Below are 21690 nucleotides of genomic sequence, written 5' to 3' on the forward strand. Positions count from 1 at the left end.
CGGGGCTCACACCGGTCCCGCTTCCGCCGCACTGCTCCGCCCCGTCCGCCTAACTTTCCCAGCCCTGCTCGACCTTCATCGCCCGTTCCCCGGCTTCTCCGGGTGCGCGGTCCTCGGCGATGTCGGTGAGGTCCATCGCGCGCAGTTCGGGGGCGAGGTAGGCGGTCACGGCGACCACGGCCAGGGTCAGGATGCCGCCGGCCCACACGCTGCGGGCGGTGCCCAGGGCGCTGGCGGCCACGCCGCTCTCGAAGGCGCCGAGTTCGTTGCTCGCCCCGATGAACATGCTGCTCACCGAGCTGACGCGCCCGCGCATGTGGTCCGGGGCCTTGAGCCGCAGCGTCGCCTTGCGGATCACCATGCTGATGCCGTCGAACAGCCCGGCGAACACCAGCGCGAGCACGCTCAGGGCGAAGTTGCGCGACAGCCCGAACACCACCATGCACACGCCGAACCCCGCGACCGCCAGGAGCAGCGTGCGCCCCGCGCCCTGGCCCGGCGGGCGGCGGGTGGCGTACAGCATGACCGCCAGCGCCCCGATGCTGGGGGCCGCGACCAGGATGCCCAGCCCCTGCGGCCCCACCTTCAGGATGTCCGACGAGAACACCGGCAGCAGCGCCACCGCGCCCCCGAACAACACGCTGAAGAGGTCGAGCGCCATGCTGCCCACCAGGACCTGCCGCTGCACCACAAAGGCCAGCCCCTCCTTGACGCTCTGCCAGACCGGTTCGCCGGGCGTGAAGACGGGCCGGGGCTTGGGCTTGACGTAGGCGAGGCACCCCAGCGCCAGCGCGTACAGCACGGCCGCAAAACCGTAGGCTCCCCGCGCCCCCACCGACGCGTACAGCACGCCGCCCAGCGCCGGCCCGATGATGGCGGCGGCCTGCCAGGCGCTCGACTGCCACGCCGAGGCCCGCAGCAGCAAGGCGCGCGGCACGACCTGAGCCTCGAAGGCGGGCAGCGCCGGGTCCGAAAAGCCCCGCGCCATCCCCAGCGTGAAGATCAGGGCCAGGATGGGGACATAGCCCGACACGGAGGCGTGCGGCGCGTACAGGAAAAAGAGCGCCGCGCAGGCCACCTCCAGCGTCGTGGTGATGAGCAGAATCCGGCGGCGGTCGTTGCGGTCGGCTACCACGCCGCCCAGCAGCGCGAGGCTGAGGGCCGGGATCGCCTCGACGAGGCCCAGCAGCCCCAGCGTCAGCGGGTTTTTGGTGAGCTGGTAGAGCTGGTAGGCCACCGTCAGCGCGACCGCGCGCCCGGCCAGGGTGCTGCACACGGTCGCCAGGAGCATGGCCCGGAACTCGGGCAATCTCAGCACGGCGCGGCTGGAATCGGCGGAGGCGTCGGCAGTCACCGGCGGAGTGTAAGCCTGCGCCGCGCCCGGCGACTGTTCCGTCTCTGCTCTGTGGACAGCCCTCCGCTGTCTTCAGCCGGGATCAACGCCCGGTCAGCTCCGGCTCAGGTCCCAGAGAGAGGCTGAGCGACATGAAACGAGCCTTCTTCACGCCGTGGATGGGTCTGGCCCTGTTGGGCGCGGCCAGCGCCGCCGGATACCAGGAAAGCAGCTACGCCAACACGGGCCAGGGCGGCTGGAAGCCTGTGGCCGCGTGGTGCGACGCCTCGGCGCGCGTACTGGCCGTCACGGCCCCCAGCGGTCAGGGCCCGGTCCAGCCCACGACCCTGCTTCAATGGACGGTCGGCAACCTCAGCGCCCAGGCCTGGCAGTACGGCCCCGGCGAGGGCGCGGCGGGCAGCATCTACACGGCCCTGACCCCGGCGGGCGGGAAGGTCGGCGGCAGCCCGAACTTCTACGTCCACACCAGCAATGTCGAGAACGTGACGGACCCGGCCTACCGGCTGACCCACGTGGTCGAGTTCAAGGTGCCGGCCGGGACCTTCCGCTGCCGCTACGTGCCGCAGGCGGCTGTGCTGGCCGCGACGGCCAAGCACTCGGTCGTGGTCTGGGAGCAAGGGGGCAAGGTCACCTATGCCAGCCGCAACCGCGATGGCACGGCCGGAGTACAGCTCACGGGCGGCATACACACGCGCGGAGCCGGGGGGGACGGGTACCGCTGGCAAAAGGGCGGCTATACCTACACGCTGCGTCTGGGGGGCGAGGCCACGCCGGGCGGCAGCCTGAGCGTCTCGCGCGGTGGGCGCACCCTGAGCACCGAAGCCCTGCTGGCCTACAGCGTCAGCGTGCCGAAGTAGGGGTGACATCCGGGCAGGGGCAGGGGGGCGGCACCCGGAGCCGCCTGCCTCCACACCGGCCCTGGGCTATCCTCGGGCAGTGAATCGGGGAAGGACGCCGCAGCATGTCGCGGTCATCGGGTCGGGCTTCGCGGGGCTGGCGGCGGCGCTGCGGCTGGCGCGGGCCGGGGCCAGGGTCACGGTGCTGGACAATCTGGACGGCCCCGGCGGCAAGGCGGCCCTGAGCCGCACCGCACAGGGGGCTTTTGGGTTCTCCAGCGGGCCCACGGTTGTGACCATGCCCCAGGTGTTCCGGGGGCTGCACGCGCGCCTGGGGCTGGAGCTGCCCGCTCTGAGCCCGGCACGGCCCACCACGACCTACCACGGACGCGGCCAGCCCTTTGCGCCTGAGGCCCTGCACGTGGCGGGCAGCCTGGAGCCGACTCTGGCGCAGCTGTCCAGGGCCGACGGGCGGCGTTATACCCAACTGCTGGTCGCCTCGCGCCGCATGTATCTGGACGCCGCGCCCACCTTCCTGTTCGGGCCGCCGCCCACGCTTCCCCGGCTGGCCCGCTACGCCCTGACGCGGGGCCGGCGCGCCGCACCGCTGTCGTCGCTGGCCCGGTACGTTCGCTCGGGGCCGCGCCTCACGCCCTTCTGGCTGCGGTTCGCCACCTACCTGGGGGCTGACCCCTACCGCGCGCCCGCTGTGCTGCACAACATCGCCTGGGTCGAACTGGGCTACGGCGTGTGGCATCTGCCTGGCGGCCTGCTGGCCCTGGCCGAGCGGCTGCACGCCCAGGCCGAGGCGCTGGGCGTGCGCTTCGAGTACGGCACGCGCGTCACGCACCTCAGCACGCACGGGGGCCGGGTGCTGGGGGCGCATACGGACCGGGGGGCCTTTGCCGCCGACGCCTGGATCAGCGCCGCCGACCGCGCCCTGACCGCCGGGTGGCTGGGCCTGAACGAGAAACCCACCCCGCGCGGCGTGAGCGGCTTTGCCCTGCAACTGCGGCTGCGCGAGGACCGGGGACAGGCCCACCATATTTTCTGGCCCGCCGACTACGCCCGCGAGTGGCGCGACATCCGGCGCGGGCGGCTGCCGCAGGCCCCGACGCTGTACCTGCACCTGAACGGCCGGGAGGCCTTCTTGCTGGTCAACGCGCCCCCGAAGCCCGACGTGGCCCCGGACGCCCGCGAGTACGGCGCGTGGCTGCTGGCCCGGTTGCAGGCCGTGTTTCCGCTGGAGGTCGAGGACTGGCACGCCCTGTCGCCCGCCGACTACGCCCGCACGGCGCGCGGCGGGGCACTGTACGGGCGTGCGCCGCATGGCCTGAGCGGCAGCCTGCGCCCCGGCTGGACCCTGCCGCAGGCGCGCAATCTGGTGCAGGTGGGCGGCACGGTGCATCCGGGCGGCGGCGTGCCCCTGTCGGTGCTCTCGGGCTGGAACGGGGCGGGGACGCTGCTGGGCCTGCCCTATGACGACCTGGACGGCCGGCAGGTGCCGGGGAGGGGAGAGGTATGGCCGGACCTCAGCTGATGGGCCTTTCGCTGGACGCTTTGCCCGAGCCGCCCACCAGGCCCGGCAACGGCCACCTTCAGGACTGGGCTCTGCGGCCTCTGCCCCTGATCGAGGAGGGGGCTACGCGGGCGCGGGCCGCCGGGCGCGGGCTGTTCCGGCTGCGGCTGGGGCTGCCAGCGGTAGTGGGATTCTCGCCTGCCTGGAACCGCGCGCTGCTGAGCGACCTGCCGACCTTCCGCAGTGGGGGCAGCTTCTCGCGGGTGGTGCCGTACCTGTCGGGCGGCGTGATCCTGGCCGACGCGCCGGGCCACGCGGGGCGGCGGCGCATGGTGAACCCCGGCTTCGGGCGCGCGCACATGGCGGCGCTGCAGGAGCGCACCCGCGCCGCCCTGCCGTCCCTGCCCCCCGGTGAGTTCGATGCTCTGGCCTGGGCCGACGAGGCAGTGCTGCGGCTGCTGAACGCGGCGTACTTCAGTGGCGAATTTGACCACGGGCTGCTGCACGCCTTTCTGGCGCCGCTGCGCCGGCCCTTTCCGGTGCCGGCCCTGCCGCGCCCGCCGCTGTTCTGGGCCGTGGACCGCGAACTACGCCGCCTGTCGTATGCGCGCCTGCGGGCCGGGGGCGACGACCTGCTGGCGCTGCTGGTCCCGCTGCCTGGCGGGCTGGAGGAGGCGCGCGTGTCGCTGGCCGCCGCCCATGACACGACCACGCACGCGCTGGCCTACGCCGTGTGGCACCTCGCCCGGCACCCGCAGTGGCACGCGCCCGAGCACCACCCGGCCGTATTGAAAGAAACGCTGCGCCTGCACCCCCCCGGCTGGATGGGCAGCCGCCGCCTGGGCCGTGACCTCGTGTGGGAGGGCGTGCGGCTGCCGCGCGGGGCGCTGGCGCTGTACTCGCCGTACCTCTCGGGCCGCGACCCGGCGCTGTGGGACGCGCCCGACGAGTTTCGCCCCGAACGGTGGGTGCACAAGCCGCCCGCCTGGGCCTACCTGCCCTTCGGCGGCGGCGAGCGGCTGTGCCTGGGGATGCACCTCGCGCAGATGCTCATTCTGGACGCACTGGCGGCCCTGCCTCCCCTGCGCGCGGTGCGCGGCGACGATACGCCCGTGCCTGGCATCACCCTCGGCCCGCGCGGTCCGCTGATCGTATGCAGGACGGATAGGGACTAGGAACAGCGGCGAGGTGTGCCACACAGCCTTTTCCTGGCTCGCCGGATGGAATTGACAGGGCCTGCATACGGCGCTATATTTTCCTTATCACCGTCCGAGAGGGCGGTTTTTTTTGTACCCGTCCAGGGTCGGTGGCGCGGGTGCATGGGCCCATACCCCATTGCTGCTGGAAAAGGCGCGCAGGGCGGGGCCTGGAGGCTTCCGGCGAGGGGCCTTGACCGCGCCTGCATACCGCGCTATAGTCTTTCTACCACCGTCCGAGAGGGCGGCTTTTTTATTGGTCGCCCGCGCCGATCACCGCCTGCACCCGCCCGACCTCGCCGGTCGTGAGGCGCACCTTGATACCGTGGGGGTGAGAGGGCGACCGCGTAAGCAGCGCCGAGACGACGCTACGCGTGAGGCGGCCGGTGGACTGGTCCTGTTTCTGCACGATGTCCACCGCGAGGCCTGGCTGAATGTGGGAGCGGAGGGGAGGCATGGGGCGAGGATAGCGGTTGGCTTCAGAGAGCTGAGCGGAGCCCTTATACCTCGAGCGCCAGCTTATCCACATCATTGAGCAGCGGCGTTCCGGCGGGGTAGTCGCCGTTGAAACACGCCAGGCACAGGCCGGGGCCGCTGACGGCTTCCCGGATGCCTTGCTCGCTGATGAAGCTCAGGGTGTCGGCCCCGATCAGGTCGCGGATTTCCTCGATGCTGTGCGTGCTGGCCACCAGTTCCTTACGGGCGGCGGTGTCGATGCCGTAAAAGCACGGGTGCTTGATGGGCGGGCTGCTCACCCGGAAGTGGACCTCGGTGGCCCCCGCCTCGCGCAGCAGGTTCACGATCTGGCGGCTGGTGGTGCCGCGCACGATGGAATCGTCCACCAGCACGACCCGCTTGCCGCGCACGGCGCTGGTGGGCGAGAGCTTCATCTTGACCTTCAGCTCGCGCGCCTCCTGCGTGGGGGCGATGAAGGTACGGCCCGCATAGGGGTTCTTGTAGAGGCCGTAGTCGAAGGGAATGCCACTCTCGCGGGCGTACCCGATGGCCGCCCCGATACCGGAGTCGGGCACGGGCACCACGATGTCGGCCTCGACCGGCTGCTCGCGCGCCAGCTGCTCGCCCATACGGATGCGGCTGGCGTGGGCGTCCACACCGTCCAGCGTGCTGTCGCTGCGGGCAAAGTAGATCCACTCGAACGAGCAGGGGGTGGGGGTGCGGGCGTCCACCATGAGCGAGTGCAGGCCGTCGCGGTCCACCCAGACGAGTTCGCCGGGCAGCACGTCGCGCAGCAGGCGTGCCCCGACCGCGTACAGGGCGCAGGGCTCCGAGGCGATCACGTAGGCGCCCGGCTGCCCGTTCGCGCTGTCCTGTTGCCCGATCACCAGCGGGCGCACGCCGTTGGGGTCGCGGAAGCCCAGCAGTTGCGTGCGGCTCATCAGCACGCAGGCGAAGCCGCCCTTGAGACGCTTCATCGCCGCCGCCGTCGCCTCGATCAGGTCGAGGTCGGCCTCGCGGGCGATGAGGTTGAGCATGACCTCGCTGTCGTTGGTCGTCTGGAACAGCGCGCCCTGCATGAGCATGTCGTTGCGCACCTCGCGGGCGTTCACGAAGTTGCCGTTGTGCGCCAGTCCCAGAATGCCCTTGTTCGTGCGAGTGGTCAGCGGCTGGGCATTGAAGCGCAGGTTGCTGCCGGTCGTGCTGTAGCGCACGTGCCCGATGCTCACGCGGGCGTTGGCGAGGCGCACGCTGTCGAGCCGCCGCTCGTCGAACACCTGCGTGACCAACCCCAGGTCCTTCTCGACATGGAACTTCTCGCCATCACTGACGCACATGCCCGCCGCTTCCTGTCCCCGGTGCTGCAGCGCGAACATGCCCAGGTAGGTCATCCACGCCAGGTCGCACGGCGAGGGCGAGTACATGCCGAAAACTCCGCACTCGTCCTGCGGCTTGTCGGTCACCTCGTCGAAGATCATCCCAGGATCTCCGTCAGGGGCGACTCGAAAGCGGTTTTGAGCGTCTCAAGGTTCACGCTCAAGTGTACGTTGTGCGCCGGCAGGGCAATGGTCACGGTCTGCAATTCGTCGGCGCCCGCCTGCCCTGGGGCGTCGCCCAGCAGCGCGAAGGGCACGTTCAGCTCGCCCAGCCTGGCCTCGGCCTCGGCCTCGCGGCCCACCGGCACGGCCACGACCACGCGGCTGTGTGCCTCGCCGAACAGCAGGGCGTCGGCGCGCACCCCTTGCGGGGCGTCCAGCGACACCTTCAGGCCGCGCCCGCCCGCGATCGCCATCTCGGCCAGCGCCACGGCTAGGCCGCCCTCGGCGCAGTCGTGGGCCGTGGTCGTCAGACCCGAGCGGATCAGGGCCAGCGTGCCGTCGATCACACGCTGCTCCAGTCCCAGGTCCAGCGGCGGTACCTGCCCAGCTTCCAGGCCATGCACCGTTTCGAGGTACTGCGAGGCCCCCACCGAGTCGGCGTGTTGGCCCAACAGGTACAGCGTGTGCGCGCCGGCCTTGAGGTCCATCGTGGCCCGTACGGTCACGTCGGGCAGCACACCCACCATGCCGATGGTCGGGGTGGGGTGGATGGCGACCGTGCGCCCTTCTTCCACGTACTGGTTGTAGAGGCTGACGTTGCCGCCCGTGACCGGCGTGTTCAGGGCGCGGCAGGCGTCGGCGATGCCCTGCACGGCCTGCTGAAGCTGAAAGTACACCTCGGGGCGGTGCGGGTTGCCGAAGTTGAGGTTGTCGGTGATCGCCAGCGGGGTCGCGCCCACGCAGGCGAGGTTGCGCGCGGCCTCGGCCACGGCGGCGGCGGCCCCCGTATACGGATCGAGCTGCACGAAACGCGGGTTGCAGTCGCTCGTCGCGGCCACGCCCATGCCGCTGCCTTTCACGCGCAGCACGGCGGCGTCGGCGGCTCCCGGCACCACGACCGTGTTCGTCATAACCTGGTGGTCGAAGCGCTGGAAGATGGCCCGCTTGCTGGCAATCGTGGGGTGAGACAGGAGGTCGGTCAGGACCGCGCCCAGGTCGCCGGGCAGGGCCACGCCGCTCAGGTCCCGCTCCCGCGCCGCGATGATGTCCGGCGACTCGACGCCCTCGCGGGTGTACTTGGGGGCCTCGTTCAGCAGGGCCACCGGCAGGTCGCACACCACCTCGCCGTTCCAGGTCAGGCGGTAGTTGTTATGGGCCTCGACCTCACCGATCGTCACCACGTCGAGTTCCCACTTGGCGAGCAGATCGTGCAGCTCCTGTTCGCGGCCCGGCACCGGCACCAGGATCATGCGCTCCTGCGATTCGCTCAGGCACAGTTCCATGGGCACCATCCCCGACTCGCGGGTGGGCACCTTGTCCAGGTCCATGGTGATGCCCAGTTCGGCGCGGTAGGCCATCTCGCAGGTGCTGCTCACCAGTCCGGCCGCGCCCATGTCCTGCACGCCCGCCACCACGCCGGCCTGGATGGCCTCCAGCGTGGCCTCCAGCAGCAGCTTTTCCATGAAGGGGTCGCCTACCTGCACGGCGGGGCGGTCGGCCTGCGAGGCGTCGCTGAGGTCGGCCGAGGCGAACACGGCCCCGCCCAGGCCGTCGCGCCCGGTCTTGGAGCCGACGTACACGATCTGGTTGCCCACCTCGCCCATCGTTCCCTTGGCGAGGTCCTCGTGGCGCAGCAGGCCCAGGGCCATCACGTTGACCAGCGGGTTTTCCTGGTAGCTGGGGTGAAAGGTCACCTCGCCGCCCACCGTGGGCACGCCGATGGCGTTGCCGTAGTGCGCGATGCCCTCCACGACCCCGTTCAGCAGAAAGCGGGTGCGCGGGCTGTCGGGGTTGCCGAAGCGCAGGCTGTCAAGCACCGCGAAGGGCCGCGCCCCCATGGCGAAGATGTCGCGCAGGATGCCGCCCACGCCGGTTGCCGCGCCCTGCACGGGTTCCACGGCGCTGGGGTGGTTGTGCGACTCCATCTTGAAGGCCACGCCCCAGCCGTCCCCGATGTCCACCACGCCCGCGTTCTCGCCGGGGCCCTGGAGCACCTGCGGCCCAGTGGTCGGAAAGGCCGAGAACAGGGGGCGGCTGTTCTTGTACCCGCAGTGCTCGGACCACATCGCGCCGACGATGGCGGCTTCCAGGGCATTGGGCTCGCGCCCGATCTGGTGCACCAGCAGGTCGTATTCCTCGGCACTCAGGCCGAAAGTGGCGGCGCGGTCACGCAGGGAGGGAAGGGACTGGGTCATGGACAAACTCCTTGAGAATGTGGGTCACCTGGCCTCTGTGATACGCCGTGTGCCGCAGGTGGGAGCTCAGGCTGCCGCGCACCGGCCGGAGCCTGTGGAGCACCTGGAAGGTGGCGTCGGGGTCAAAACGTTCGGGTGGGGCGTCGCGGACCGCCCGGACGGCCCCACGGAACACGGCAGCGACAGCAGTTGGCACGGTGTCCCTGGGGTCGGTTTCGTGTGCGACGATCGGCCCAGTCACGGCCTGCGCCCAGGCTTCGGCTTCGGAGCCGAGATAGCCGTAGGTCAGTGCGGGGGCCGCGTCACTGAGTCCGGGGCGAATGGTCGCCCGCGTCCAGTCGGCGATATGGAGGGCGTGCCACGCGGCGCTGTGGGCCGTATACGCAGGCTGGGAAAACTGCGCGGCGGGCACCCGGTCCAGCGCGGCCAGGAACACCGTGAACTCGGCGTCCAGCGCGTCGGCCAGGAAGTCGCGCAGCACGTCCATGTCGCCTTAGCCGCTCTTCTTGCCGAGCTGCACTTGCCCTCTGTGGTAGGCGACGTGGCGCAGTTGAAGCCCCAGGGCGCTCAGGCGGGGGCGGGTGCCGCTGGGAGTCGCGGCACTGAAAACCTCGCCGCCCAGCTCCGCCTCGGTCTTGTGGGCCAGGAACGCGCTCACCCGCGCGCCGACGGCGTCCAGACGGGCCAGCACCTCACCCTTGGGGGCGGTGTCCTCCAGCGGTGCGGGCTGGGTGCCCAGCGCCTGCACACGCTCCGAGTCCTCCCAGCCGAGGTAGTGGTAATCGGAGGCGGCGCGGTCGTCCAGCACCATCAGGCGCAGCCAGTCGGCAATGTGCAGGGCGTGCCACGCCGGGCTGTGGCTCAGGGTCGCGGCCCGGAACTGCTCGTCTGGCACGCTGTCCAGCGCAGCCCGGAACAGTTCGAGTTCCGAGCGGTACTCCCCGGCCAGGTAATCGCCGAGGGTCATGCGCCCCGGCGTCCTGCCGGCGCGGCCTTGAGCGAATCGAACAGGCCCCGGCCGTCCTCGCTGCCCAGCAGCAGCTCGACCGCGCGTTCGGGATGGGGCATCATGCCCAGCACGTTGCCGCCTTCGTTCACGATCCCGGCGATATCGTTGAGGCTGCCGTTGGGGTTGTCCACGTACCGGAACACCACGCGGCCCTCGTTTTCCAGGCGGGCGACCGTCTCGGCGTCGGCGTAGTAGTTGCCCTCGCCGTGCGCGACCGGAATCTCCAGCACCTGATCCTTGCCGTAGGCGGCCGTGTAGGCGGTCTGGTGGTTCTCGACGCGCAGCTTCACCGGCCGGCACAGGAAGTGCAGTTCGCGGTTGCGGCTCAGGGCGCCGGGCAGCAGCCCCGCCTCGGTCAGCACCTGAAAGCCGTTGCACACGCCCAGCACGTAGCCTCCGGCCTCGGCGTGGGCCTTGACTGCCTGCATGACCGGGCTGCGGGCGGCAATCGCCCCCGAACGCAGGTGGTCGCCGTAGGAAAAGCCGCCGGGCAGGAACACCAGTTCGGTGCCCTCCGGCAGCTTCTCTTCGGTGTGCCACACGAACTGCGCCTCCTCGTCAAGCATCAGCCGCGCGGCGTGCAGGGCGTCGGCGTCGCAGTTGGAGCCGGGGAACTGGATGACGGCCGTTTTCACGCCTCGGTCAGCTCCCAGCGGGCGTCTTCCATGATGGGGTTGCTCAGCACGTTGCCCACGATGTCCTTGAGTTGCGCCTCGACCTCGGCGTGCTCTCCCTGAAGACTCAGTTCGATGTACTTGCCGATGCGCACGCCCGACACGTTGTCGTGTTCCAGGTGCGAGAGGGCGCGCTCGACGGTGCGGCCCTGCGGGTCGAGGATGCTGGGCTTGAGGGTCACGTAAACCTTGGCGGTGTATTGGGGCATGGCGAAACTCCGGGGGGTAGGGAAGGGCGGCGGGCCTCAGCCCTGGGCGGGGCCGGTCACGCGGCGCAGCATCTCGGTGTAGGCGTCTTCCACGCCGCCGAGGTCGCGGCGGAAGCGGTCCTTGTCCATCTTTTCGTTCGTCTCGGCGTCCCAGAAGCGGCAGGTGTCGGGGCTGATCTCGTCGGCCAGCACGACCGTGCCGTCGGCCAGCGTGCCGAACTCCAGCTTGAAGTCGATCAGGCGCACGCCGCGCTCGGCGAAGTACGGCGTCAGGAAGGCGCGGACCTTCAGGGCCAGCTCGCGCAGTCGGCGCAACTGCGGCTCGGTGGCCCAGCCCAGCGCGATCGCCGTGTCGTCGTTGATGAGCGGATCGCCCAGCGCGTCGGACTTGTAGCAGTACTCGACGACCGGGTGTGAGAGCGGCGTGCCCTCCTCGACGCCCAGGCGCTTGGAAAAGCTCCCGGCGGCGACGTTGCGCACGATCACCTCGACCGGAATGATGTTCACGGCCCGCACGAGCTGCTCGGTCTCCGAGAGGTGCGCCAGAAAGTGGGTCGGAATGCCGCTCTGCTCCAATTGTGGAAACAGGTGCGCCGTGATGGCATTGTTGATCCGGCCCTTGCCCCCGATCTGCGCCTTTTTCACGCCGTTGAAGGCGGTCGCGTCGTCCTTGTACTCGACGATGTACTCGGCCGGGTTCGCGGTCGCGTACACGCGCTTGGCCTTGCCCTCGTACAGCTGTTTGCCTCTGGTCATACCGCCGCCTCCCAAAGTAGGAAAAGCGCCCCCCGCACGTTCTCGGGGCGACGCTGCGCTGTCGCTGTGTTCTGCATTCGGGGTCTCCAATGTCGTCTCTCGGACGAACTTACCGGCTGCGCGCGCGCAGGGGCCGGGGCGTCTCTCGGGACGCGACTGGAAAAGAAAAAGTGCAGCTCCAGCTCGGGGCCTGGCTGCCTGCCGGTAACTTAACATTTCCCGAATCCGGCCGTATAGGGACGTTCACCTCACTCGGACGGCGCGGCGTAGACAAAGCCCGCGCAGACGAAACGTGGCCGCCCGGCGAGGTCGTCCCGCACCTCGGCCTGCCAGCCCCCGGCGCGCAGCTCGGCTGCCAGCGTGGGGGCGTTGCGCGGGTCGAGCTCCAGCAGCAGCGCGCCGCCGGGGGCCAGGGCCGGCCCGGCGTCCCGTACCAGCGGCCGGGCCACGTCCAGGCCGTCGGGGCCCGCGTACAGCGCCAGATCGGGGTCGTGCCGGACCTCGGGGTCCGCCCCTGGGCGGTCGCCCTCTGGCAAATAGGGCGGGTTGCTCACGATCAGGTCGAACGGGCCGCGCAGCCCCGCCAGCAGGCTCCCGGCCACGAAGGTCACGTGCAGGCCGTTCAGGGCCGCGTTCTCGCGCGCCAGGGCCAGGGCGTCCAGGCTGAGGTCGGTGGCCCACACCGCTGCGTCGGGCCGGGCGGCCTTCAGGCCCAGCGCGAGGGCGCCCGTGCCGGTGCCGATATCCAGCAGGCGGGGGGCAGGCACGCCGCGCACTTCCTCCAGCGCGAGGTGCAGCAGCCACTCTGTCTCGGGGCGGGGCACGAGCGCACGGGCGTCGCTACCCAGCCGCACGCCGCCCCATTCGATTTCGCCCAGCAGATGTTGCAGCGGCACGCGCCGCGCCCGCCGTTCGGTCAATGCCCCCACCCGTGCAGCGTCTTCCGGGCGCATCTCCTCGTGGGCGCGCAGCAGCAGGGCCGTACTGTTCAGGCCCAGGGCGTGCAGCAGCAGCGCGCGGGCGTCCACCTCGGGAGAGGGAACACCCGCCGCGCGCAGGGTCTCGGTGCTCGTCAGGAGCAGCTGTCGCAGGGTCGGCATAGCTGGAAGGGGCGGGGCTCCTCGCCCCACCGGGAATCCCTGTTAGCCGTGACGGGGGCGGATGACCAGCCGCCGCGCCGCGCCCTCGCCCACCGACTCGCTGACCACATCGGGGTGCTCCTTGAGGGTGATGTGGATGATCCGGCGCTCGGCGGCGGGCATGGGCTGAAGCTCATGGGGCTCGCCGCTCTTGGCGACCTGTACGGCCAGGCGCTCGGCCAGCTTGCTCAGAGTATCGGACTGGCGTTTGCGGTAGCCGCCCACGTCCACCCGCACGCGCAGGTCGCCCCGGCCCGCCTGCTTGGTGAGCACCGTGTAGGCGATGACCTCGATGGCCCCCAGCACCCGGCCGTCGCGTCCGGCGAGCTTGGCGGCGTTCTCGCCGGTGATCTCGGCTTCCAGGGCGTCCCCGGTCTCGGTGATGCTCACCTGCAACGTGGGGTCCAGGCGGGCGATCAGGCCGCGCAGAAAGCGCTCCAGCACCGCGCGGGGGTCCTCGTGCGCGGCTTCCAGCGCGGGCGCACCGGTCAGGACCGGCTCGGGCGTGTGGGGCAGCGGCGCGCTCTCGTCGGCGTCACTGATCCCCAGCCCCGCGAGATAGTCGTCGAGGTTCGTGCGGTTGTCCATACCCCTCACTGTAGCGCGGCGGCACTCACAAAAAACTGGCGGTTGCCGCGCAGGCCGGACCTCGGCGCTAGGTCCCGGCCGTGCCCGCGCGCGCCGCCTGGGCGAAGGCCCGCGCGCTGCGCTCCAACATCTCGTACATGTCCTCGAAGCCGCGCGCGCCGCCGTAGTAGGGGTCGGGCACGTCCTCGCCCCGGCCCTGGGGGTCGAAGTCGCGCATGAGCAGGATGCGGGCCTGGGCGCCGGGGGGGGCCAGGCGCCGGGCGTCCTCGGCGTTGTTCGCGTCCATCGCCAGGATCACGTCCTGCCCGGAAAAGTCGGCGGGCCCGAGCTGCCGTGCCCGGCCGCCCAGCTCCAGGCCGTGCGCCGCCGCGACCGTCTGCGAGCGCGGATCGGCGGGCCGCCCCACGTGCCAGTCGCCGGTGCCCGCGCTGACCACCGTGGCCTCCACCCCCGCCGCCGCGAGTTCCCGGCGCAGCAGCGCCTCGGCGACCGGCGAGCGGCAGATGTTGCCCAGACACAGCGCCATGACCCGCAGGGGCCGCGCCGACAGACCGGAAGAAACGTCGTTCATGCCCGGAATTGTGCCGCACCTGGGCCAGATGTGGATGGGCCAGAAAAAAGAAGCCGCCCCGCAGGGCGACTCCTGGGGTACGGCCTGGCGTTATTTCTCGACGAGGTACGCCGACTCAATCACGTCGGGCGCGCCGCCCATGCCGGGCTGGATGCGGGTGAGCCGGTCGAGGACGTCCAGACCCTCGACGACCTTGCCGAACACCGTGTGCTTGCCGTCGAGGTGCGGGGTCGCCAGGAAGGTGATGAAGAACTGCGAGCCGTTGGTGTTGGGGCCACGGTTCGCCATGCTCAGCACGCCCTTGCCGGTGTGGCGTTTGTCGTTGGGCTCGTCCTCGAAGTCGTAGCCGGGGCCGCCCGCACCGGTGCCGGTGGGGTCGCCCGTCTGGGCCATGAAGCCGTCGATGACGCGGTGGAACTTGATGCCGTCGTAGTAGTGGTGCCGCAACAGGTAGGCGAACGAGTTCACCGTGACGGGCGCGTCGTCGGGGTACAGCTCGACCACGATGCGGCCCTTGCTTGTTTCCAGCACGGCGCGGTACTGCTTGCCGGGCTCGATACCTGCGCCCAGTTCGGGAGCCTGGGTGAACTTGGTCTGGCGCTCGGCCTTCAGCTCGGGCGTGGCCTGAAAGCCCTCGCCGGTATAGGTGTCCGCATTCGTCATGGGGGGCATTGTACCCGCTGCGCTCTCATGTGCGCCGGGCGGCAGGCGCGCACGCTCAAGGTTGCCTCAAGACCCGGCCCGGCCAGCGGGGCGCGGCCGGGCGGATGCTGAGCCGCATGGACTACCGTCAACTGGGGCGTTCGGGCTTGCAGGTCTCGCTCGTGGGACTGGGCTGCAACAACTTCGGCGGCCGGCTGGACGAGGCCGGGACGAAGGCGGTCGTGGCGCGCGCGCTGGACGCCGGCATCACGCTGTTCGACACCGCCGACATCTACGGCGGCGAGCCGGGCCGCTCCGAGACGCTGCTGGGCCGCGCGCTGGGGGCCGAGCGCGACCGTATCGTGCTGGCGACCAAGTTCGGGCTGCCGATGAACAAGGAAGGCACCGCGAAGGGGGCGTCGCGCCGGTACATAGAGCGGGCGGTCGAGGCGAGTCTGAAGCGCCTGGGCACCGACTACATCGACCTCTATCAGCTTCACACCCCCGATCCCCTGACCCCGCTGGAGGAGACCCTGAGCGCCCTCCAGAGCCTCATCGCGCGCGGGCTGGTGCGCTACGTGGGCTGCTCGAACCTGCCGGCGTGGCAGGTCGTGGACGCCGACTGGATTGCCAGGACCGGGCACCAGCCCGGCTTCGTGTCGTGCCAGGACGAGTACAGCCTGCTTGTGCGCGGCGCCGAGAAGGAACTGCTGCCCGCCATGCGCGCGCATGGGCTGGGGCTGCTGCCGTACTTTCCGCTGGCGAGCGGCCTGCTGACTGGCAAGTACCGCCCGGACCAGGCCGCTCCCGAGGGCACGCGCTTCGCGTCGGCCAAGGGCCTGAGCGACCGCTACATGACCGAGCAGAACTGGAAGATCGTGGAGGGCCTGCGCGAGTTTGCCGAAAGCCGGGGCCACACGCTGCTGGAACTGGCCTTCAGCTGGCTGGCCGCGCAGGAGCCGGTGTCAAGCGTGATCGCGGGCGCGACGAAGCCCGAACAGATCGACCAGAACGTCGCCGCCGTGGACTGGCAGCTGAGCGCGGAGGAGTTGGCAGAAGTGGGGCGACTGACGGCCAAGGACTGAGTTGGAAGGCGGTCTATTCCTATTTGCCCGCCCCCAGCCCCCCTCCTCCCGGGAGGGGGAAGCCTTTCGCTGCGCTCGGCAAGAGTCATCCCGGATGTTGGTGGAGTCGCTCTGCTTCACAGCGTGACAGCGCAGGTCGGGGCCAGACCCGCCGGGTCAGAATGGCCCGCGCGCTGCGCACACGTGGGCCTTCATGGGAAGTGAGGCTGTGGGTCGGCCCCCCCGCTGAGATTCTTGGGGCTTCGGCGTGGGGTGAGTAGAGTGGGGCGGACACGCGACCTCACCCCTCCCCTTACACCACCCATTCTCCGTTCCGCATCAGGGGCTCTCGGGCGCCGTCCTTCGTCACGCCGTCCACGTCAGTGCCGGGGGTGCCGATCATCCAGTCCACGTGAATTAGGCTGTCGTTGCCGCCGGCGGCGCGCAGGGCCGCTTCGTCGCTGCCGCCCCGCACGTTGGTCGGGTAGCAGCGGCCCAGGGCAATGTGCGAGGCGGCGTTCTCATCGAACAGCGTGTTTAGGAACAGCGTCCCCGTGCGCGCCACCGGAGCCGAGGCGGGCACGAGGGCGATCTCGCCCAGGTGTGCGGCGCCCTCGTCGGTGCCGATGAGCTGTCTCAGGGTCTCCTCGCCGCGCTTGGCGGTGACTTCTACGGCCCGGCCCCCCTCGAAGCGCACGCGGATGCCTTCGATGAGCTGCCCGCGCGCACTCAGGGGCTTGCTGGCGGCGGCCCAGCCGTCCACGCGCTCGCGGTGCGGGGCAGTGAAGACCTCGTCGGTGGGCAGGTTGGGCACGGCGCGGATGCCGTTTTTGGCTGTTTCCGCGCCGCCCTGCCAGATGTGGTTCTCGGCGAGCCCCACCGTCAGGTCAGTGCCCAGTTCGGACTTCAGGTGCACCGCGGCGTACTGCTTCCCGGTCAGTAGGCGGGTCAGGCGCTCCAGCCCCGCCAGGTGCTTGTCCCAGGCGGCGACCGGATCGGGCTGGTCGGCGCGGGTCACGGCGAAGATGTCGTCCCAGAGCCGCGCCACGCCGTCGTCCTGACTCAGCTCCGGGTACACGCGGGTCGCCCAGGCGGGGGTGCTCATGGCGGCCACGCACCAGTTCACCGCGAAGCCGCTCACTGCTGCCGCCACCTCGCGCCCGGCCTGGGCCAGCAGCTTGCTGCGCGTGGCGATGCGCGCCGGGTCCACGCCGGCCAGCAGCGCCGGGTCGTCGCCCACGACGCGCAGGCGGGCGTAACCGTCGTCCAGCATCTTCTGGGCTTCCAGAGTGGCCCACCCTGGCACGTAGGCCACCGCATCGTCGCCGCCGTCTTCGTACAGCGCCAGGCCTAGGTGATCGTCCACGTACTGCACGCGCACGTCGAGCGCCCCGGCGCAGTAGGCGGCGCGGGCGATCAGTCGGGCCAGTGGGGCGGCCTCCAGCGGCGCGGCGACGAACAGTTTGCCGCCGCTGGGCAGGTTGACCCCGGTGCGCACGAGCAGTTCGGCGTAGCGCTCCAGCCGGGTCTGGAATTCGGAGGTGGTCATGGGTTCCACTTTAGGGCGGTCTCCGCCGGGCTGTCCGGCATCGCGGGGCGGCCGGGACCCGTGCCGCCTACCAGCCCTCGATCTGCCGCCCGGCCTCGAACGCGGCCGCGCCGACCGCCACGCTGAGGTTCAGGCTGCGGCCGTGCCCGGGCTGCGGCAGTTTCAGCTTGGGGAGGGCGTCGCGCAGCCACGCGGGCAGGCCGCGTGACTCGGGCCCGAACAGCAGGTAGTCGCCCCGCCGGAAGCCCGCGCGGGTGTGCAGATCGGTCGCGTGGGTGGAGAAGGCGAAGACGCGCGCCCCGGCCCCCAGCGTGCCCTGAAAAGCCGTCCAGCTTGCGTGCTCGTGAAGCGTCACGCCCTCCAGATAATCCATCACCGCCCGCCGGAACTCGCGGTCGTGCAGGTGGAACCCGAAGGGCCGGATGAGGTGCAGCTCGGCCCCCAGCACGGCGCAGGTGCGCGCCACGTTGCCGACGTTGCCCGCCTTTTCCGGCTCGAACAGGACGACGTGCAGCAGCGGCGTGGGAACCGGTGTCGCGCCGTCAGGCATCCGCGCGCTCCGGTTCCGGCTGGCCCAGCAGCACCGTGACCCGCGTCTGCACGTGGTCGGGGGCCAGCCCCTCGGAAGTCTTGAAGCTCACCCCCACCTCGGACTCGGGAAGGGCCAGCAATCCGGCGACCGACCGCGCGATCTCGGCGCGCAGCGGCCCCAGCTTGGGCCGGTCCAGCGTCACGACCAGGGCCACGTTCACGGGCGCGTAGCCGCGGCTACGCGTCAGTTCTAGGGCCCGCGCCAGGATCACGCGCGAGTCCATGCCCTGCCACTCGGCGGCCGTGTCGGGAAAATACTGCCCGATGTCGCCCAGCGCGAGCCCCGAGAGCAGGGCGTCGGCGAGCGCGTGCAGCACGGCGTCGCCGTCCGAGTGCGCCACCGCGCCCCGTTCCGACGGCACGTGCACGCCGCCCAGGACCAGGGAGCGGCCCCCATCTTCCGGCCGGGCCAGGCGGTGGGCGTCCTCGCCGTACCCGATCCGGTAGGCGAGCGGGGCGCGGCTGGGCAGGGCGCGGTCGGGCAGCGGGGCAGCGGTCATGGGGGGCAGGATAACGGGGCCTGCCCGCGTGACCGCTGTACTCCTCAGCGCGTGAAGTCCGGCTGCGCCTCCAGCGCGCGCACGCCCGCCGCGATGATGTCGATGCAGGCCTTCACGTCGCGCTCGTCGACCATCTCGCTGGGGCTGTGCATGTACCGGTTCGGGATGCTGACCACGGCGGTCGGCACGCCCGAGCGCACCAGGGCCAGGGCGTCGGCGTCGGTGCCGCTGTAACGCCCGGTGGCCGAGAGGGTGTACGGAATCCCCTCGGCCTTGGCGGCGTCGGTCAGGCGGCGCAGCAGGGCGGGGCTCTGCATCGGCCCGACCGTCAGGTTCGCGCCCGAGCCGAAGGGCGCTACGCCGTACTTCTTCTCGCTCACGCCGGGCTGCTTGGTTTCGTGCGTCACGTCCACGGCAATGCCGGCGATGGGGTCCAGACGGTGCCCGCTGAGGTGCGCGCCGAACAGCCCGATCTCCTCCTGGGTGGTGCCCACAGCGACCACGCGGTGCTTGAGGTCAGTGTCCTTCAGCGCCCGCAGCGCCTCGAGGACGATGAACGCCCCCACGCGGTTGTCCAGCGCGCGGCTGACCACCTTGCCGCCGACCATCACCGGCCCCTGCTCGATGACGCCGTAGGTGCCCACCGGAATCTGCGCCTGGGCCTCGTCCTTGCTCAGGCCCACGTCAATCCACAGGTCCTCGAGCTTGCTGGCCTTGGTCCGTTCGTCGGCCTCCATGACATGAATCGCCTTCTTGCCGATCACGCCGATGAGGTCGCCGCCGGGTGCCAGCAGCCGGATACGCTGGCCCACGAGCACCTGCGGGTCCCAGCCGCCCACTGGCAGCACGCTCAAGAAGCCCTCGTCGCCCACGTAGGAGACGATAAGGCCGATCTCGTCGAGGTGACCCATCAGGGCGACGGCGGGCGCGTCCTCGGGCCCGACTTCGGCGTACACGTTGCCGTAGTGGTCCTCGCTGACGCGGGCGAAGGTCGCGGCTTCCTTCTTCCAGACGTCGGCGGCGCGGCGCTCGGCCCCGCTGGGAGCAGCCTGCGAGAGCAGGGCGAACAGGAAGTCGCGGTTGATGTAGTCGCTGGTCGGGCTCATGGGCCGGAGTGTAGCGCCCGCCTACACTGTCGCCATGACCCCCTCACCCGTGCCCGACCCTGAGATCGACGTCCAGGTGGACGTGCGCCATCTCCCTGACCACAGCACGGCGCAGCGGCAGGTGTTCGGGTACGTCATCACCCTGCACAACCGGGGCGGCGACACCTGGCAACTCGTCGCGCGCCACTGGGACATCCAGGACGCGCGCGGCCACACGATCACCGTAGACGGCGAGGGCGTGGTCGGCGAGCAGCCCATCCTCGCGCCCGGCGCCCGCTACACCTACAACTCCTTCGTGACGCTGGACACCGCGCCCGGCGTCATGGCGGGGCATTACGTCATGCGCGACGCCTGGGGCCAGAGCGCCCAGGTGCCCGTCCTTCCCTTCCGGCTGGATACGGGAAGCGAACGGGTCCTGAACTGAGGGACGGGGGCGGCGGGAGCATACGGGCCGGCGTCCGCTGCCCTGCCCCTCAAGGCAACCGCAGCACCCGCACGTTGCCGCTCGCTGCGCTCAGGAAATTGAGCCGGCCGCCGTCGGGGCTCACGTTCCAGTCGCTCTGGCGCACCTGATCGCCCAGGTCGCCCAGGGTGGTCCAGGCTGCGCTGCCCACGCTGTACTGCCTCAGCACGTGCGGCCCGCTGCCACCGAGCGGGATAAGCAGCATCCGGTCCGCGTCGCGCCAGCGGTACGATCCGAACACGTTCAGTTCGCGCGCTGCGCCTCCCGCCGTGTCCTGAAGCCACAGGCCGTTGCGCGCCGCGGAGTCGAAGGCGACCGTGTACGCGACCCGCCGACCGTCGGGGCTCAGGGCGACCGCGCGGAAGCCCAGGGCGGTGCGCAGCGTCTTTTTCGCGCCGGTCAGGACGTTCAGGGTGAACAGGTCGCGGTCGCGGTCGCCGGGCGCCAGCTTGCCGCTCAGGAGCAGCGTATCCTCGCCGATCCACCCCGAGACGCCGCCGCCGTACAGTGTCGCCACGGCGCGCGGCGCTCCGAAGGCGTTGGCGACGTAGACCCGTGTGGCCCGGCGGTCGTAGTTGCCGCCCGTATCACTGCGTGCATAGGCCAGCCGCGTCTCGCTGCGCGTCCAGGCCACGTCGCTTCCGTAGGTGGGCAGGGTGAAGCGCCGGCCGTCGGCCAGCCGCTCCAGGGTGGTTGCCTCGCCGTTGCCGGGGCGCACGGCCCACAGCAGCCGGGGCGAGAAGAAGGCCACCGAGGAGAAGCGCCGCGTGACCTCGCCGCCCCCGGCCGGCACCTCGTAGATGCCGGTCGCGGCGCGCGCCGGGGGGCCGTCCAGAAACAGCAGCGAGCGCGAATCCGGCGCCCAGACCGTGCCGGGGCAGCACGTCCCGCTCAGGACGGCCTGCGAGGGCAGCGTGGCGGCGGGGGCCAGGGTGCTCAGTGCCAGCGCCGCCAGCGCCAAGGAACGGGCGCGCCTCACCGCGCGCCTCCGGGGGCGGGGGGCCAGGGCCGCCGGAACTCGTTGAGGAGCGGGCCGCCGCGCAGCGCGCCCGGCTGGGTGTCGGGGGTCTGCCAGCGCCGGGGCTGGTCGAGGTCGTACTCGTAGCCGCGCCCGAAGCCCCCGGCCAGGGCGAGCGTGTCCCAGTCGGCGGCGATGTACGGCACCGGGTTGAAGAAGCGCTGGTGCGAGCGGTCGCGCAACTCCAGGTGCAGGTGCGGCGCGCTGACGCAGGTGAACTGCGAGTCGCCACTCTCGCCAATGACCTGTCCGCGCTTGACCTGCTGCCCGACCCGCATCGAGGAGCGCACGCGCAGGTGCCCGTACAGGCTGCTGAGGTTGCCCGCGTGGTCAATCACGACGTTGTGCGGCGGGCTACCGTGGGTGCCGTCCACCTCGGCCACCCGGCCGTCGCCGATAGCGCGCACCGGGGTGCCGCAGGGCGCCGAGAAGTCCAGCCCCGCGTGGATGCCCTGCAGGTTGCCGTAGGTGCTGCGCCGCTGCCGGTACGACCCTGTGGTGTTGCCGTAGCCCTGTCCCAACAACCAGGTGTCGGGCCCCGGCGCGTCCGCGAAGGGCAGCCCGAACTGCCGGGAAGGCGGCGCGGTGGCCGAGAGGGGGAGCGGCGCGGCGTAGTGGGCCAGCGCGCCGCCCAGGAGCAGCAGGCCGGCCATTCCCAGGCCCACCCGCCGCCCTCGCCGGAACAGATTCAGCTTGAACATGGCGAATGCTCGCGCG

24 protein-coding genes are annotated in these 21690 nt (G+C 71.0%); 5 read left to right on the top strand and 19 right to left on the bottom strand.

What is annotated here, in order from left to right; all coding sequences use genetic code 11:
- Positions 1-49: 49 nt before the first annotated feature.
- Positions 50-1354 carry an MFS transporter gene (locus ASF71_RS14560; protein ID WP_056301542.1) on the bottom strand — a complete coding sequence of 435 codons (1305 nt, stop codon included), beginning with the start codon at positions 1352-1354 and terminating at the stop codon, positions 50-52.
- 131 nt (positions 1355-1485) lie between these two features.
- On the opposite strand from ASF71_RS14560, the gene ASF71_RS14565 reads away from it, so the two are divergent.
- The 3 genes from ASF71_RS14565 to ASF71_RS14575 all read left to right on the top strand — a co-directional run bounded on the left by ASF71_RS14565 (position 1486) and on the right by ASF71_RS14575 (position 4884).
- Positions 1486-2211 (top strand): hypothetical protein, encoded by a 726-nt coding sequence (locus tag ASF71_RS14565; RefSeq protein WP_056301546.1) that lies wholly within the window; start codon positions 1486-1488, stop codon positions 2209-2211.
- 79 nt (positions 2212-2290) lie between these two features.
- Complete coding sequence (locus ASF71_RS14570) at positions 2291-3730, top strand: NAD(P)/FAD-dependent oxidoreductase (RefSeq protein WP_056301548.1); 1440 nt, start codon at positions 2291-2293, stop codon at positions 3728-3730.
- On the top strand, positions 3712-4884 hold the full coding sequence (locus tag ASF71_RS14575) for a cytochrome P450 (RefSeq protein WP_082506042.1): 1173 nt from the start codon (positions 3712-3714) through the stop codon (positions 4882-4884). Before ASF71_RS14570 ends, ASF71_RS14575 begins: the two co-directional genes overlap by 19 nt.
- A gap of 274 nt (positions 4885-5158) precedes the next feature.
- Here ASF71_RS14575 and ASF71_RS14580 read toward each other — a convergent pair whose 3' ends face one another.
- The 12 genes from ASF71_RS14580 to ASF71_RS14635 form a co-directional block, all read right to left on the bottom strand.
- Entirely contained in the window at positions 5159-5362 is a 204-nt protein-coding gene (locus ASF71_RS14580) for a YwbE family protein (RefSeq protein WP_056301552.1), read from the bottom strand.
- Positions 5363-5405: 43 nt separating this feature from the next.
- Positions 5406-6839 carry an amidophosphoribosyltransferase gene (gene purF / locus ASF71_RS14585; RefSeq protein WP_056301554.1) on the bottom strand — a complete coding sequence of 478 codons (1434 nt, stop codon included), beginning with the start codon at positions 6837-6839 and terminating at the stop codon, positions 5406-5408.
- On the bottom strand, positions 6836-9094 hold the full coding sequence (gene purL, locus ASF71_RS14590) for a phosphoribosylformylglycinamidine synthase subunit PurL (RefSeq protein ID WP_056301556.1): 2259 nt from the start codon (positions 9092-9094) through the stop codon (positions 6836-6838). Before purL ends, purF begins: the two co-directional genes overlap by 4 nt.
- On the bottom strand, positions 9066-9581 hold the full coding sequence (locus ASF71_RS14595) for a DinB family protein (RefSeq protein WP_056301558.1): 516 nt from the start codon (positions 9579-9581) through the stop codon (positions 9066-9068). Before ASF71_RS14595 ends, purL begins: the two co-directional genes overlap by 29 nt.
- 6 nt (positions 9582-9587) lie before the next feature.
- The gene (locus tag ASF71_RS14600) at positions 9588-10061 is read right to left on the bottom strand and encodes a DinB family protein (protein ID WP_056301560.1); all 474 of its coding nucleotides are present in this window, start codon (positions 10059-10061) and stop codon (positions 9588-9590) included.
- On the bottom strand, positions 10058-10738 hold the full coding sequence (gene purQ, locus ASF71_RS14605) for a phosphoribosylformylglycinamidine synthase subunit PurQ (RefSeq protein WP_056301562.1): 681 nt from the start codon (positions 10736-10738) through the stop codon (positions 10058-10060). The genes ASF71_RS14600 and purQ overlap by 4 nt, the downstream gene beginning before the upstream one ends.
- Positions 10735-10986, bottom strand: coding sequence for a phosphoribosylformylglycinamidine synthase subunit PurS (gene purS / locus ASF71_RS14610; RefSeq protein ID WP_056301564.1), 252 nt, complete (start codon positions 10984-10986; stop codon positions 10735-10737). The genes purQ and purS overlap by 4 nt, the downstream gene beginning before the upstream one ends.
- A 36-nt stretch (positions 10987-11022) precedes the next feature.
- Entirely contained in the window at positions 11023-11742 is a 720-nt protein-coding gene (purC, locus tag ASF71_RS14615; RefSeq protein WP_056301566.1) for a phosphoribosylaminoimidazolesuccinocarboxamide synthase, read from the bottom strand.
- Positions 11743-11990: 248 nt separating this feature from the next.
- Positions 11991-12842: a peptide chain release factor N(5)-glutamine methyltransferase gene (prmC, locus tag ASF71_RS14620; protein WP_056301568.1), complete on the bottom strand. Its 852-nt coding sequence runs from the start codon at positions 12840-12842 to the stop codon at positions 11991-11993.
- A 42-nt stretch (positions 12843-12884) separates the two neighbouring features.
- Positions 12885-13469, bottom strand: a complete 585-nt coding sequence (locus ASF71_RS14625) for a protein jag (RefSeq protein ID WP_056301570.1) — start codon at positions 13467-13469, stop codon at positions 12885-12887.
- Between the two features lie 67 nt (positions 13470-13536).
- Positions 13537-14040, bottom strand: a complete 504-nt coding sequence (locus ASF71_RS14630) for a low molecular weight protein-tyrosine-phosphatase (RefSeq protein WP_235514486.1) — start codon at positions 14038-14040, stop codon at positions 13537-13539.
- 90 nt (positions 14041-14130) lie between these two features.
- Positions 14131-14703 carry a peptidylprolyl isomerase gene (locus tag ASF71_RS14635; protein WP_056301572.1) on the bottom strand — a complete coding sequence of 191 codons (573 nt, stop codon included), beginning with the start codon at positions 14701-14703 and terminating at the stop codon, positions 14131-14133.
- A gap of 116 nt (positions 14704-14819) precedes the next feature.
- Here ASF71_RS14635 and ASF71_RS14640 point away from each other — a divergent pair, with 116 nt between their 5' ends.
- Complete coding sequence (locus ASF71_RS14640; protein ID WP_056301725.1) at positions 14820-15767, top strand: aldo/keto reductase; 948 nt, start codon at positions 14820-14822, stop codon at positions 15765-15767.
- 292 nt (positions 15768-16059) lie between these two features.
- Here the strand turns inward: ASF71_RS14640 and ASF71_RS14645 are convergent, their stop codons facing one another.
- The 4 genes from ASF71_RS14645 to ASF71_RS14660 form a co-directional block, all read right to left on the bottom strand.
- Positions 16060-17295: an aminopeptidase gene (locus ASF71_RS14645; RefSeq protein WP_056301574.1), complete on the bottom strand. Its 1236-nt coding sequence runs from the start codon at positions 17293-17295 to the stop codon at positions 16060-16062.
- A 67-nt stretch (positions 17296-17362) separates the two neighbouring features.
- Positions 17363-17845, bottom strand: a complete 483-nt coding sequence (locus ASF71_RS14650; RefSeq protein ID WP_056301576.1) for a tRNA (cytidine(34)-2'-O)-methyltransferase — start codon at positions 17843-17845, stop codon at positions 17363-17365.
- A complete protein-coding gene (ispF, locus tag ASF71_RS14655) occupies positions 17838-18386 on the bottom strand; it encodes a 2-C-methyl-D-erythritol 2,4-cyclodiphosphate synthase (protein ID WP_056301579.1) in 549 nt (182 codons plus the stop codon). Before ispF ends, ASF71_RS14650 begins: the two co-directional genes overlap by 8 nt.
- Positions 18387-18430: 44 nt before the next feature.
- The gene (locus tag ASF71_RS14660; protein WP_056301582.1) at positions 18431-19492 is read right to left on the bottom strand and encodes a M42 family metallopeptidase; all 1062 of its coding nucleotides are present in this window, start codon (positions 19490-19492) and stop codon (positions 18431-18433) included.
- 34 nt (positions 19493-19526) lie between these two features.
- Between ASF71_RS14660 and apaG the strand changes: the two genes are divergently transcribed.
- On the top strand, positions 19527-19916 hold the full coding sequence (apaG, locus tag ASF71_RS14665) for a Co2+/Mg2+ efflux protein ApaG (RefSeq protein WP_056301728.1): 390 nt from the start codon (positions 19527-19529) through the stop codon (positions 19914-19916).
- 49 nt (positions 19917-19965) lie between these two features.
- Here the strand turns inward: apaG and ASF71_RS14670 are convergent, their stop codons facing one another.
- Positions 19966-20934, bottom strand: coding sequence for a hypothetical protein (locus tag ASF71_RS14670; RefSeq protein WP_235514487.1), 969 nt, complete (start codon positions 20932-20934; stop codon positions 19966-19968).
- Positions 20931-21674, bottom strand: a complete 744-nt coding sequence (locus ASF71_RS14675) for a M23 family metallopeptidase (RefSeq protein ID WP_235514489.1) — start codon at positions 21672-21674, stop codon at positions 20931-20933. The genes ASF71_RS14670 and ASF71_RS14675 overlap by 4 nt, the downstream gene beginning before the upstream one ends.
- Positions 21675-21690: the final 16 nt, after the last annotated feature.

The organism is Deinococcus sp. Leaf326 (assembly GCF_001424185.1).
Taxonomy (GTDB): Bacteria; Deinococcota; Deinococci; order Deinococcales; family Deinococcaceae; genus Deinococcus.